Origin of the sequence: Thalassoglobus polymorphus, from assembly GCF_007744255.1 — a bacterium.
Lineage (GTDB): Bacteria > Planctomycetota > Planctomycetia > Planctomycetales > Planctomycetaceae > Thalassoglobus > Thalassoglobus polymorphus.
This window is the reverse complement of the sequence record NZ_CP036267.1, coordinates 3389834-3403895: the sequence shown is the minus strand read 5'-3', so window position 1 is coordinate 3403895 and position 14062 is coordinate 3389834. Positions and strand designations below refer to the sequence as shown.

At 49.6% G+C, this 14062-nt stretch carries 12 protein-coding genes; 6 read left to right on the top strand and 6 right to left on the bottom strand.

All coding sequences use genetic code 11. From position 1 onward, the window contains the following. Positions 1-153: 153 nt before the first annotated feature. Positions 154-1188, bottom strand: a complete 1035-nt coding sequence (locus Mal48_RS12275) for a DUF3500 domain-containing protein (RefSeq protein WP_145199642.1) — start codon at positions 1186-1188, stop codon at positions 154-156. Positions 1189-1545: 357 nt separating this feature from the next. Here Mal48_RS12275 and Mal48_RS12270 point away from each other — a divergent pair, with 357 nt between their 5' ends. Beyond that, a complete protein-coding gene (locus Mal48_RS12270; protein WP_145199639.1) occupies positions 1546-2979 on the top strand; it encodes a serine/threonine-protein kinase in 1434 nt (477 codons plus the stop codon). A gap of 8 nt (positions 2980-2987) precedes the next feature. Continuing rightward, positions 2988-3992: an EF-P lysine aminoacylase EpmA gene (gene epmA, locus Mal48_RS12265; RefSeq protein ID WP_231739510.1), complete on the top strand. Its 1005-nt coding sequence runs from the start codon at positions 2988-2990 to the stop codon at positions 3990-3992. Positions 3993-4006: 14 nt separating this feature from the next. On the opposite strand, the gene Mal48_RS12260 is transcribed toward epmA, so the two are convergent. Continuing rightward, positions 4007-4513 carry an acetolactate synthase gene (locus tag Mal48_RS12260; RefSeq protein ID WP_145199636.1) on the bottom strand — a complete coding sequence of 169 codons (507 nt, stop codon included), beginning with the start codon at positions 4511-4513 and terminating at the stop codon, positions 4007-4009. Between the two features lie 580 nt (positions 4514-5093). Beyond that, complete coding sequence (locus Mal48_RS12255) at positions 5094-6269, bottom strand: hypothetical protein (protein WP_145199633.1); 1176 nt, start codon at positions 6267-6269, stop codon at positions 5094-5096. Between the two features lie 551 nt (positions 6270-6820). Here Mal48_RS12255 and Mal48_RS12250 point away from each other — a divergent pair. Continuing rightward, entirely contained in the window at positions 6821-7831 is a 1011-nt protein-coding gene (locus tag Mal48_RS12250; RefSeq protein WP_197441659.1) for a class I SAM-dependent methyltransferase, read from the top strand. A gap of 66 nt (positions 7832-7897) precedes the next feature. Next, entirely contained in the window at positions 7898-9127 is a 1230-nt protein-coding gene (locus Mal48_RS12245) for a glycosyltransferase family 2 protein (protein ID WP_145199627.1), read from the top strand. 296 nt (positions 9128-9423) lie between these two features. Here the strand turns inward: Mal48_RS12245 and Mal48_RS12240 are convergent, their stop codons facing one another. The 3 genes from Mal48_RS12240 to Mal48_RS12230 form a co-directional block, all read right to left on the bottom strand. Beyond that, positions 9424-10056, bottom strand: coding sequence for an alpha/beta fold hydrolase (locus tag Mal48_RS12240; protein WP_145199624.1), 633 nt, complete (start codon positions 10054-10056; stop codon positions 9424-9426). A 254-nt stretch (positions 10057-10310) separates the two neighbouring features. Then, complete coding sequence (locus Mal48_RS12235; RefSeq protein ID WP_231739508.1) at positions 10311-11855, bottom strand: mercuric reductase; 1545 nt, start codon at positions 11853-11855, stop codon at positions 10311-10313. An 85-nt stretch (positions 11856-11940) separates the two neighbouring features. Continuing rightward, positions 11941-12717 (bottom strand): TVP38/TMEM64 family protein, encoded by a 777-nt coding sequence (locus Mal48_RS12230; protein ID WP_145199617.1) that lies wholly within the window; start codon positions 12715-12717, stop codon positions 11941-11943. Between the two features lie 757 nt (positions 12718-13474). On the opposite strand from Mal48_RS12230, the gene Mal48_RS23270 reads away from it, so the two are divergent. Together Mal48_RS23270 and Mal48_RS12225 are read left to right on the top strand one after the other, a co-directional pair. Beyond that, entirely contained in the window at positions 13475-13675 is a 201-nt protein-coding gene (locus tag Mal48_RS23270; protein WP_197441658.1) for a hypothetical protein, read from the top strand. A gap of 46 nt (positions 13676-13721) precedes the next feature. Then, positions 13722-14042: an ArsR/SmtB family transcription factor gene (locus Mal48_RS12225; RefSeq protein ID WP_145199614.1), complete on the top strand. Its 321-nt coding sequence runs from the start codon at positions 13722-13724 to the stop codon at positions 14040-14042. Positions 14043-14062 lie beyond the last annotated feature (20 nt).

Below are 14062 nucleotides of genomic sequence, written 5' to 3'. Positions count from 1 at the left end.
GCAACAGGAGTTGCACTAATGACTTTATCGTACCTGTCGCCCACATCTTATGTCGATGTCTCAGGAGACTCAAGACGCCGATGCAACTCAAATCTGAAACACTTCCATTGCTGACGCAGGAGAGGGGGCTCAATTGCTGGCGCTGGAATAAAACTACTCAATCGGAATCGCGAAATCTCCCTGCATATCTCGCCAGACGGAGTGAATATGGTTTGCAGGGTTACCGGCTGCATCAGGTTGCGTGTTGACGAATTCGATCAGGAATGAAGGGCCTTGGACGCGGTAATAATGTCCAATTCCTGGTTTTGTTGATCCCGCCCAGGCGAAGTGGATTTTATTTAAACCGTGATACTGCAACGCATCAATTCGTTGTTTTGCGACCTGAGACGGCATCGCGTTCGCATATTCTTCAATGAGCGTCAGCAGAATGCCTCGCTGATCGGTGGTCAGTTTGCTGTAGGGAATCCCTTCCGGGGCAGTCGTCGGAGGCTGCGGGCTTCCAGCTTCGCGAATTTCTGTGAGAGCTTCCTTGGCAATAATTCCAACTTCCTTTTGCTCTTCGCTAAATGAATTGACGAGATCAAAAGCGAGCGTTTCTTCTTTTGCGAGGACACGTGTGCCAATTTTTACGCCGACTTGATTTTCGGTCTTCACAACAGCAGGGTTTGTGGCGAAAAACTGAGGTGTCGTCGAGATCATTTTGTTGTTCTCGACAACAAAGTTCAGTGACAGGTGGTGTCCTTCAAATGAAAGTCCCCATTTCGAATCCTTTGAAGGCGTTCCGAAAATCGTGACGTAATACCGTTCGTGGTCGCGTGCCCAGCGTCGCTTGTCGCCCTCAATTTCAAAGAGAAGTTTTTCCAGACCCATAATTTGAGTCGTTTTGCTGTAGCCCATTTCGCTCAAGGCAGCTTTCAGCACTTGATGTGCTTTTTCCTGCTGCATTTTATTCATGTGTTTAATCTGCAGCCCTTTTCGCTCAGCTTTGGGGATGAAGTGCCATCCCAACCGCTCTGGGGTGCTGTACTCCATGAGAGCGATTTTTTTCTGATCGGCGTCTAATGTGTCGATCAGTGCGTTTGCGGCGTCGGTCATGGTTTCGCCAGGACCTGAGGCTGCAAAATAAGTGAGTCCTACCGAAGAAAGGAGAAATAGTGAGCCAAGAATTGTGATTATAGAGCGTCGCATCGGGTGGGAACCTTTCGGTCAGATATTCAGAGGCGGGAGTTCTCAGGGAAAGACAGATTTCAAGACTTGTGAGTTTAGGTCTCCTTCGATCAATTGTCACGGCTACATGAGAAATCAGGCGTCTTCGACAGACTTGTCGTGATTCTCCAGTGACCTTCAATCCTGATGGGTTTTCCAAAGCAGAATACAATGTTAAGATTAGGTTTGGCATCGCGGGTCAAACACAATTTGCTTTGAATTCTGTCCTTGGCACTCAAAATGCTTATCGAGAAAGCTCGTTGAGAGGGTACTATCTATTGAGGTACGTCGTGACCTCATGTCGTCTCCGAATACAATTCAAGGGTTTTGAGTCAATCCATGGTTTCTTCGACCATCTCCAATCTTGAAAACTTACTCATCAACACGCAGCTTGTTTCACGACAAGACATCGCTGAGTGTCGTTCCGATGTCCATGGCGGCACTGATGAGGAGGACTACTTCCAGATTCTTGAACGGAAGCAATTTCTCACGAACTTCCAAATCAGCCGGATTCGCAAAGGAGAAACTGCGGGTCTTGTGCTAGGTGGCTGCAAGCTTCTGTATAAAAACGCGTCGGGCAGTTTTGCACGTGTGTATCGGGGATCGCGAATTGCTACAGGTGAAATGGTCGGTGTGAAGGTTCTTCGAGACCACTGGGCCAACGATCCCGCTACGATCCAACTTTTTAAGCATGAAGGTCAAGTCGGCAAGAAGTTAAAGCATCATAACATCGTCCCGATCTACGATGTCGATAGCCAAGATGGTTTCCATTACATCACGATGGAATTTGTCGAAGGCGGAAATCTGCGGGATTTCATCAAAATCCGCAAGAAACTCGATCCCGTTGAAGCTTGCCGGTACATACTCGATATTGCTCGAGGTTTAGAGTACGCCATCAATCAGGGTGGAATTACTCACCGTGACATGAAGACGACAAATGTGCTGATGAGTAGTCAGGGAGTCGCCAAACTGATTGACTTCGGACTCGCAGCGGACAACTCATTCTTTAACCGTCCTGGCAGCCCCGATCTTGCTCAGGCTGTTGAATACATCACGATTGAAAGAAACACAGACGCTCCTCCCAATGACCCACGGAGTGACCTGTTTTTTGTTGGGACAATTCTTTACGAACTGTTGGCTGGAGAGCCTCCATATCCACGGACGCGTGATATCGACGAGCGCAAGCGGTTTGGTCGATACCGCGACATTCGCCCCATCACAAGCATTCTCCCGAATCTGGATTGGGGGGTCGCCGAGATTGTCGATCGACTTTTACAAATCAGTCCCGCACATCGATACCAGTCTGCCCGGGATCTCGCCGAAGAGGTCGAGAATGTTCTGAAGAAGCTAGGTCATCAGCCGACCCCCAAAAAAACTTCTTCAGAATCGAATGGAACAAAAACAATTCTGTGTGTCGAGCACCGACCGAAGCGGCAAAATGTTCTACGGGAGTATTTCTCCAAGCATGGCTTCAGGTTATTACTGTTGAGCGACATCGAGCGTGCATTTAATCGTATCAAGAATAATCCTCCAGATGGAATGATTCTGTTCGAAGATGCCATTGGAGACCGAGCGATTGAAGACTTCAAACGCATCGTCTCGATGTCCCGAGGAGGAAATCTGGCGACAGTGCTGGTTCTGGCTCACGAGAGCGCAGGCATGGCAGATGAACTCAACGCTATGGATGAATCTGCAAAAGCGCTTGTTCAGCCGATTCGCTTGAGAGATCTGCGGAAAACCCTTCAAAAAACAGTCGGGATGACCGTGGAGTAGCGGCAGTTGTGTCTGACCTCTCGGATTCGAAAAAATCGGAACTCATGCGGAATCTGCAGCGGCGAGCAGAACTTCTCAACTTCGTGAGGCAATTCTTTTCCCAACACGGATATTGGGAAGTCGAGACTCCCCTGATGATGAGCGAGTCTTGCATAGACCGCTGGCTGGACCCGTTTGGTTTACAGGTCTTTGGGAAAACATGTTTCCTGCAAACTTCTCCTGAGTTTGCGATGAAGCGAATGCTCGCTGCTGGCGCCGATTCAATCTTCCAGATCTGCAAAGCGTTTCGAGCCGGCGAAGTCGGGGACCATCATAATCCTGAGTTCACGATGCTCGAGTGGTATCGTCAATCGACGCCACTTTCGGAGCAAATCAAATTTGTTGAGAAACTTGTCCAGGGTTCGTTGGATTTCGCTTCAGAGAAGAAATGGATCGCTCCCTCTCAACGCTTTCCACAATTCCAAACATTGACTTACGAAGCAGCGTTTCAGAACTCGTTGGGCATTTCTCCGCATGAATCATCATCTGAAACACTGCAAGAACTTGCAGTTGCGAACGGATTCCAATTGGCTTCAGGTGAAACTGTTGATCGAGACGATCTACTCAACTACTTGTTGGCGACAGTGGTTGAACCGGATCTGGAGGAGATGGAAGCGGTCTCGCTGATTGATTATCCTGCCTCACAATCTGCGTTGGCTAAGATTGTTCAACGAGGAGAATATTTCGTCGCAGAGCGGTTTGAGATGTACCTGCACGGCCACGAAATTTGTAACGGATATCAGGAACTGACCGATCCTGTTGAACTGCGGCGGCGCATGTCCCTGCAAAATAAAAAACGAATCGCGGACGGGAAGTCCGAACTGCCGGTCGAGTCAAAACTTTTGGAAGCAATGGAGCGACAAGGCCTGCCAGAAAGTTCTGGTGTCGCACTTGGATTTGATCGGCTGGTGATGATTTGCCTCGGTTGTTCATCACTGAAAGATGTCCTTGCTTTCCCGTTCAGTGAAGTTTGAACAACTACTGAGTTCTAAAAGTATTCATCATCAGACAGCAAGTCTTTCTCCGAGAGCAGCTGGTGCCCTTGGTCTCTTAAAATCGATCCGGCCTGATCGACATCGTCGACATACACCGCAATCGCACCTCGACCATTTCGTCGATACAGCAGTGGGTAGGTGTAGCTGATGTTGATTTCAGCAGAGACTAATGCCAGAAAAATCGAGACAAACGGTTGCGCTTCATCAGGGAGTTCGACACCGAGGATGTCGTTCTCAATAAAATTGAGATCGGCGAGGTCAAAAATTTCACGAGCCCGATCTGGTTCGTCGACCATGATTCGAGCGACGGCGAAATCGACGGTATCAACAACGCTGAGTGCTAGAATTCTCAGGTCGTGCTGTTCGATTTGCTTCAACAACTGGTGCAAGCTACCAACGCGATTCTCCATGAAGACGCAAAACTGGCGTAAGCAGGGCCAGTCTCGTCCCCGGAGAGTCATTGGTTCAATCGGAATGTCATCATCAAATCCAGAGGGCATTAACAAGCTCCAGCGTCATGCAATTTTGTACACGTTTGCGTGCAACCTTAAGAGATTACATAACTTCGGTCAAATCCAACTGACACTTCATTCGATGGAGAACAATTTGCTCCACCTGCTGTTCGCGAAGGGTGTACTCCTGGCAGAGAAACTGCCATGTGAGCTAGCGGGGTCCACATGCTGTTTTGAAATGTCATCCTCTGTGCTGTTGAGGCTGAGTTGACGACTCTGTGAATCGTTTTCCCGCAGGCTCCATGACATACATGTGGATGCGAACGTCGCTGTTTTCAGTTTATCTTGAACAAGTCGTGTGTGATGCTTTCCCATGCTTTTCAGACCGGAAATCATCACTTTTCAAATACACGAACTCCTCGTTGCGAGGCAGAGGGTTAAGACGTTAAGACCACTTTTGGTTTGGCCTGTGGCATTTTTGAGTCGATATGCCGTACAGAACCTGCAAACCAATTCGAAAGATGCTTTAGAGCAGTTTGCTCTACCGCGTGCCCGTGAAGAACGCATTTCTCTATTAAAAATGCTGTTCACCACGAGGCAGATCCTGCAAAGCAATTCGAAAGATGCTTTAGTATCGGAATCCAACTCGCCCGATGAATTGACCATCCGTGTCGAAGCTGTTTCCGGGTGAGGTGTATTCGACTTTTCGGTCAAAGACATAACCTCCCTCGATAAAGGTGGTGACCCAACCAGCTTCCCAGCGGAGTCCGCCGACAACTCTCCAATCACTAAATTGGACTTTCGCAGAGTCGTCTGTGCTCATCGGAACAGGACCGATTCCCACTTCATACGATTCGACGTGGTATTCACCTTCGACATACATCCAGGTCGGAACTCCATTTGGTGTTCCCAGGAAGACTGTCGCACGTGGTTTCGGGAAGAGAATACGGAATTCCCAGCGATCGTTTGGCGTCCAGACGGCCCCGGCATATGGGAGAAGTAAGTCATCAACACGATCCCAGTAGGTCACTCCCAATACCCACATCCAGTTTGGGTTTGCACGAAGATATGCCACTGCACGACCATCGAGTTGGATGGCATCGCTGGAAACTGACTTCTCAAAAGATGTCGCGACTGCAGGAGTGAATCCGAATTCAAATGTACATCCGGCTGGCGATGTTGTTTGTAGCGCGAGATCGAGACCAAAGCGGTAGAGTGATCCTGGCAAGTCACGAGAAGGATCTCCCTGAGGCCCTTGCAAGCTGCGGTAATTGAATTGAGGAGCCATCGAGTAGACCCAGCCTGCACCAGATGGGCTAGTGTATTCAGACTCCAGGTCGACTTCCAAAACTTCCAGGTCTCCAATGGCTGGGGAACTTGTTGCAGATGAAGGAATCCAACCGACGTCTGCCCGGGTTTCCCAACCAAACCTCTGCGGTTGTGGTCCGAACACACCATAACCATAGCTGGGTGCTATCGGTCCAGCAGGTGTTGCTGCTCCACCCAACCAGGGATCTTGCGTAATCGGGCTAGGATAGCCCTGTTGTTGTCCATAAGGTTGAACGACGGTCCCACCACCCATCATCGGGTCGGTGTAACCCGGTTGATAGTACGTCGTGTTATCCTGCGGAGGAGGAACGGTCAGCGGAGCTGAAGCCGCAAACTGTCCACCGGTCATTGGACTTTGACCACGAACGACATATCCACTCGGCTGAGACAAAGCCTGATCAAATGGATTTGACTGAGATTCTGGAGCAGCTGTTGTCAAACTGGCTGCCAATGCAAGGAGAACGGAAGTGCTCACGGAAGCATCCTCGTCGTGAATTGAAAATGAGAGGGATAGTGGGGGCTTGAAATCTTGAAGTGATCCGAACTTTCTTGAAAAACGACAAAATCGTCAAGATCGCCTCAAGTCTACAGCCGATTCTGCCGCACGCAGTGTTGAGGGTGAGAACATGTTGGAGAAAATGTGGGGTTCGCAAGATGTTGCAGGTAAACAACTTACGAGAGACGTGGAGAGAGAGGACGGCGAATTGTCAGAAGTACAATTCTGCAGAAGTTGTTAGAAATTGGTTGAAGTTTTGGGGCATGGAGACGTTCGGTTCAATCCGAACTCGCCGTTTCAGAAGTGATGTCGTTTGGCAACAGACCGGTTCAACAGATGCATCGTGATGCCCATTTGCTCTCTCGGCTTCTCAATTTCAAATGTTTTCAATCATCAAACTGCTGAAGTGGTAACTTTTGAAGAAGTCCCTATCAGAAATCTCCTGAATGAATGGTTTCTCATTGTCTGAGAAGCCTGTTCAGGAATTCAAATATACAGTCAATAAGTTTGCGTTCAGATTGGAAGTCACGATGAACTGGAAGGTCAAAGCCCACCTTCTCGCAGCACTCAGTCGAATCCCTGCCGGAAGTTGGATCTACCATTCGCTTCAGCGTGTCGCTGGGACAAATCGATTGCAACTTGACCGCGATCTGAAACGCGCTTTCGAGCTGGTTCAACTTGTGCAGGAATCTGAGCGTTCTGTTGAAGGAGCCCGAGTTCTTGAGGTCGGAACCGGTTGGAGACCACTTGTTCCGTTTGTCTTTTCTCTTGCTGGCGCGGAACAGGTCCACACTATCGATGTGAATCCCTGGTTGACTCACGCTTACGCAATCGAGACCTGGACTGCTCTTCAGCCACGTTTAGAAGAGATCGCCGCCGAAGTAAATTGTCCGATAGCTGATGTCGAACAACGGTATCATTCCGTCGACGCTCACGCTCAATCGCTTCCAAAATTCTTGGAACAACTCAATATCACCTATTGCTATCCCGGCGATGCTCGCTCAACGGGCCTGGAATCTGAGTCCGTCGATTTGATTGTCAGCTCTAATGTGCTGGAGCATATCCCACTCGATCTTCAAACTGACATTCACAAAGAGTCGCACCGAATTCTGAAGTCAGACGGGATTTCCGCCCATCGCTTTAATCCCCAGGATCATTATTCCACGGTTGATTCTTCGATCACTCACGCAAATTTTCTTTCGATGAGTGCAGAGGAGTGGAACTGGTACGGAGGGAGCGGGCTTGCATATCACAACCGCCTGCGATCTCGCGACTATCGAGAGATGTTTGAGCAGGCGGGGTTTGCTCTGCCGGTTTGTCGCGAGCGAATTGATCAGCGATCACTCGCTGCGATTCAATCGGGTACGTTAGTCGTTCACGATGAATTCTCGAAGTATACGCCAGAAGAACTTTCGGTGGACTACATGTGGGTCGTCGCCGAAAAGCAATCAGCAAAGCCACCAGTAACAGCACTCTCGCAAGAAACTGCTAGTGCCGAGCCAGCCACGCGAGAACAACGACACGAACCAACGGTCGGTTGACCATTCGTTTGATTCATTCCGTTTTTTAATTGAGACAGTCGGGTCGCCAAAGGATAAGGCCAAAGAATGAGTACCTTTCTGCAAATCTCGATGTGGACAGCCGTCGGTTTGGTATTTTACTGCTACGTCGGTTACCCAATTCTCCTTGGAGTTCTGGTGCGACTGTTTGGGAAGACCCCAAAAGAGAACACCGGTCCATCGAGTTTAAAGAACGATCAGGAATTGCCGTTCGTCTCAATCATCATCGCTGCCTACAAAGAAGAGAGCGTGATCTTGCAACGTCTTCAAAATGCGGTGCTGATGGATTATCCAGCAGACCGCTATGAAATCCTCATCGGGTGCGATGGAAACGAAGACACCACAGGAGAGCTGGTCGCGGGCTTCGATGATTCACGAGTTAAGCTTTGCCAGTATCCCAAACGTCGCGGGAAGCCGTCAGTTCTCAACGATACTGTTCCGCAGGCGCAGGGGGAGATCCTCGCCTTTTCGGATGCGAATACGTTCTGGGAGCCGAATGCGATCAGGCAACTGGTACGACATTTTCAAGAGGATCAGCAGGTCGGTGGTGTCTGCGGTCAGCTTCGTTTGACAGACCCACATACCGGCGAGAATGTCGACGGAATGTATTGGAAATTTGAAAACATACTGAAACGCTGGGAAGGGCGATTCGGGAGTCTGCTCGGCTTCAATGGAGCTATCTACGCGATCCGTAAAGAGTTGTGGGAGCCGATCCCTGCCAACTCAATCGTTGATGATTTTCTCATTGGGATGCGTCTGCATTTGAATCGTCACAAAATCGTGTTTGATGAAACTGCCATCGCCAACGAAGAGAGCGCCCCAACCATAGGGGCAGAATTTCATCGTCGAGCCAGAATTGGGGCAGGGGGCTTCCAAAGTTTGTGCTGGTTATCACCGCTGCTCAGCCCGAAGTATGGTGGTGTCTGCTTCGCTTTTTGGTCACATAAAGTCTTGCGATGGTTGTGCCCGATGTTTTTGGCTGTCGCATTTATCACGAACCTCGGCTTGTTAGACAGTTTCGTCTACCAACTCACGATGCTCGCTCAGTGCGGCTTCTATGGTGTCGCGATTCTTGGTCGCTACCTGCAGGGAGCCGGGAAAGTGACACGACTCACTCGGCTCACGACGATGTTCACCGAGATGAATCTGGCACTCTCGGTCGGATTCTGGAGATGGGCCAGCAACCGTCAATCGGGAGCCTGGAAACGAACGGCCCGTTCAAAAGAACTGACGAAACCAGAAACCTCTGAAGAGACCCGAGAGAAGGAACTGGTATAGGGCCCCGATGATGCGCGTAAATAGGTGTCACGTTCGGAACATGAGATAATGACGTGAGGGACGTCCTTGCGGCTTCAAACTCTTTCAAGCGCCCGGCTCGTCAGACCAGCTTTCCACTTCGCCATACTCTGAGGCGTGCGATGTATCCTGAACCGGATTGGAGCTGCGCGGTTGTGGACGTTTCCGATGATCCGATTCTCTCATTTTTCGAGTTGGTGTTCGTGATCTGCATCGTGACGAGCGGGATTTCTCTGGTGAAGCGAGTTCTTCATGGGGAGATGGGGGCGCAAACTGCTCTATTTACTCGCCCAGAGTTCGAACAGGAATCGCCCGATAGCCCGCATCGCGTTTTTCATATTCTGGTCAAACTCTCGATCACTTCTACGCTTGGGGCGGAAGCTGTGGTCGCCGTCCGGAGACCAGTGAACCTGGATGTTCTCAGAAAGTTGATAGCCTTCAACTTCGTCTTTTCGTCCGAATGGATCGTTCTCACCTTGAACAATCAACGTAGGAGTTTGAATTTCAGCAAGGTGTTCGGTACGAAGTTTCTCAGGCTTACCAGAGGGGTGAAACGGGTACCCCAGGCAAACAAGCCCTTGGGCTCGGGATTCGTCTGCGATGAGGCTCGCAATTCGGCCTCCCATCGATTTTCCACCGATCGCAACCTTTTCGATTTGAATCGCATCCAGAACTGACAGGTATGTCTCTCGTAAAATCGCTTCGCGATCTGGTGGTCTCTTTCTGCCTGTCCGGGAACGCTCTTCCATGTATGGAAAGTCAAATCGAACCACCTTGTAATGTAAATTAACAAGACCGGCCGTGAAGTAGCTGAGAAATGTCGACTCAGAACTTTCGCCCGCTCCATGCGTGAGAATCACGCATTTCTTCGCCCGTTTCGGGCCTTCAATTTTTAACTTGGGAGTTTCCATGTGTCGATTCGGTTGGAGATGCAGTTTTTGAGAATCATCGCAGACTCACGAGTCTCTTGATAGTGTTACAGTTGGCTTTGAAGTGCATCGGAACTGAATAAGTGATGACAAGCGAACGCATGCATCAAAGTTTCTGTTAGCTTTCTCGATGGCCTGATTGTTTTGTATGTCGATGCGTTGTTGCGAAGCAGAACCCGGACACCAACCCGAAACACATGATAGAAGCTTGGGGAACGACCAGTTTTGGAATTGCTCTAAGGACCGACATTCAATCTTCGCAGGATGTTCAACATGGTCTTACTGAACGAAGTCAGTTTCGTACGATTGTAAAGGTCCCCCAGTTTGCGGATGGCCTCGGCCTGTGTTGGGTACGGATGAATGGTGCTGCCGATTCCTGAGAGACCAACACCATTTTTGATCGCGACAGAGAGTTCTGAAATGAGGTCTCCAGCGTTTTCAGCAACGATCGTCGCTCCAAGGATTCGATCGGTGCCTTTCTTCGTAAGAACTTTGACGAAACCGTCATCCTGACCTTCGAGAATGGCTCGATCGACGTGTTCAAATGCTTGCGTGTAAGTGTCGAATTCAACGCCAGCGGATTTGGCGTCGTGCTCATACATCCCGACATGGGCAATTTCTGGAGACGTATATGTCGCCCAGGGAACAAGGAGGTCGCTTGCCTTCTTTTTTCCGAACGGGCCGACAGCAAAGAGTGCATTCTGAATGACGATGCGGGCCTGAAAGTCGGCGGTATGTGTAAACTTGAATTTTGAACAGATGTCTCCCGCCGCATAGATCTTGGGATTGGTCGTTTGCAGATGATCGTTCACTTCGACGCCGCTCTGGTCGTACTTCACATTGACCGCCTCTAAATTCAGTCCATCAGTGTTTGGAGCACGTCCGACAGCGACCAGCAATTGATCGACAACTTGCTCATACGGCGTACCGTTCTGTGTCACCGCAACTCGGATTTTCCTATCATCGGTGGGAGAGATTTTCATGTTCTGGCTGTTGAAGATCATGTTCACGCCATCCTTGGTAAACTGTGCTTGCACGACAGCTGCGGCATCGGCGTCTTCACGTGAAAGAATGTGGTCAGCTTCTTCGAACAGAAAAACTTCGCTTCCAAATCGGGCGAACGCCTGCGCCATTTCGCTGCCGACTGGTCCGCTCCCGATGATCCCGAATTTCTCAGGCAATTCTGTGAGTGAAAACAAGTTTTCATTCGTCAGATACGAGACGGAATCCAACCCCGGAATCGGCGGAGCGGAGGCGCGGGCTCCGCTGGCAATCACTGCTTTCTTGTATTTGAGCGTGCTGACAGTTCCATCCTGTCGTGTCACGGTAACTGTCTGGTTCTCTGCGAATGATCCTTGTCCGAAGAAGACGTCGACTCCAAGATCAGCGAAGCGGCTCGCGGAATCAGCGGGACTAATTTGGGCTCGGAGTCGACGCATTCGCTCCATCGCTTTACCAAAGTCAAATGAGACTCCTTCGGGAAGCTTCACTCCGTAAGCTGCCGAATCGCGAACAGTCGCAGCGACCCTTGCAGCTCGAATCACACCTTTGGAAGGGACGCAGCCAACGTTCAAGCAATCACCTCCCATGAGTTCGCGTTCAATCAACGCCACACGTGCCCCCAGTCCAGCCGCTCCGGCAGCAGTCACCAGCCCGGCAGTTCCCGCTCCGACGACAACAAGATGATAGTTTTCCTTCGGAGGCGGATTACTCCAGTCAGGTGGATGGACGTTTGCGGCCAGTTCCTGATTGTGTTGATCGAACGGGGTCAGCTGGATCATTTCAGAGTTCATAAGAGAGCACTTTCAACGGTGTTTCTGTTTGAGTCAGCATGCTTCGGGAAAGAAGTGAGAGTGACACCTGTGATCATACAGCCAGGCTCTCTTTGTTTTTTTTGACGAAAAGCTTCATCACTCCTCGCACTATCAAAGGAAAGAGTCCCAGCAAGATGAAGGCGACCAAAATCTGACTAAGTTGGCTCGGTGTGAAGACTGCGTTGACACCTTTGTCAGCGAGTGTTTGCAGATCGGGAACGCTTGAGCCAGCGTAAACATAGACAGCTGTCCCTGCCAACATACCGATTTGACTCACCCACCAGAACGTTCTCGTTTTGATGGGAGTCAGTCCCATCACTGCGTTGATCACGAAAAACGGAACCGCTGGGATGAGACGCAGAGTGAATAAAAAGAACGGGCCTTCTTTCTCCAGCGATTGATTAAAATTTTCCAGTCGTTCACCAAATCGATTTTGAATGGCATCTCGGAAAAGATAGCGACTCAACAAAAACGCTACCGTTGCCCCGGCTGTTGAGGCAAAACTGACCAACAAAATCCCACGAGTAAAACCAAAGTACCAACCAAAGCTCAGAGTCAACACCGCAGCGCCAGGGAGAGATAACCCGGTGGCTACGACATACAAGACAAATGCGATCCCAAAGACCATGACTGGGTGTTCAATCTGGAATTCACGTAATTGAGCCTCCCGCTTCGCAAGATTCTGGAGGGTCAATACATCACCAAATTGAAGATAAGCGACAGCAATCACCGCTCCGACGACAAGCAGCAATACAATTTTTTTTGCTGACCCCGATGCTTCAGCTGTTTCTGCATGGTTCGTTTCCACATCGTTCGTTTCGACTGCCATTTCGCTTTATCTTCCAGAATGCTGGTTCTTCGAAGCCTCGCAAAGCACACTTCGGCACGTGTCGTGTCTGTGAGTGTGAATTTCTGATTTCATAGTATGACTTCATCGACTGCTCGCCACGAGTCAGGAAGTAAAGACCATAGTTGAATCTGTTGTAGCTTGCTCATGCAGTGCTGGCTCTGCTCTCTGATATTCGTTCCGAATTCGGATTACAGAGCCTCTGGCAGACCTTTCTGATAAACGATGAAGAAAATTTACCGGGATTTCTGATTCAGGTCTGTGAGGAAGAAAACAAACCCGGGAGCCAGTTCATTTTTTCAGGAACCATTGAGGCAACCTTGATACAAGCGGGACTACTCAAAGAAAGTGAAATTCCCCACGGATAGTGGCGCGAGGTGGCCTGACCGGCTTGTTCGGTTGGGTCGCTTTAGCGACAAGATGAAGCCATCATGAGCTTTCTTTTGAAGTCGGCTTTCAACCAAAACGAAGGCTCATGGGGTGTCACTGCTGGCTTGTCCAGCAGTGACGATGGGAGGGCTATTTGGCAAAATGTAATTCGGAGAGCAGGGGCCAACCGACGCCGTATACCGTACTTTCTGTATTGAAAGAGGTCTTCACACGAATTGGGGTAATGGTGATCCTTTTGTTCGAAGCGAAAGATGACCCACTCTCAATTTTCTTAACGCTGCCTCGAAAGGAATGAGGCATCTCGTATCAAGGCCGGTATCCACGAGATGTACAACTCAATTCTGTCGATTTGTTTACGGTCTTGCAATGGCTGACGCGGGGGCGATTAGGTGTCGATTGGTCGGCGATTCGAATGCGGAAAGAAGCAACCTGGGCACCACAGTGGATGATTTGGACGGCGATCCTCGGGATCGTCACGCAGGTGCTGTTCCTCTGGAATCGGGGACTGTCGAGATTCTCCAGCTATCGAGTCTTCTTCTTAAGAACTTAGTTGAAATGTCGCGATGTTACGATATGATTTGTAGAGGAGGTTTGTAATGGCGATGAAATCAAAGAAAAAATCCAAGCCAATAGGTGATGCAGCGGCGTTCGTTGAGGCTGCTGAGTGCTTGAAAATACTTGCACATCCGGTGCGACTAAGATTCGTGCAGATGTTGTTAGATGGTCGCTTCACCGTGGGTGAGTTGGCTGAAGATTCTGGAGTCCCAGACAATGTGGCCTCTGAGCATTTGCGACTCATGCAGCGATGTGGTTTTTTCACAAGTGAACGTGAAGGACGACGAGTTTATTACCAGGTCGCTGAACCACATTTAGCCAACATAATGAAATGTGTCGAAGATCGGTTTCTGAAGACTTAGAACATTTCCAATGTTTCTCT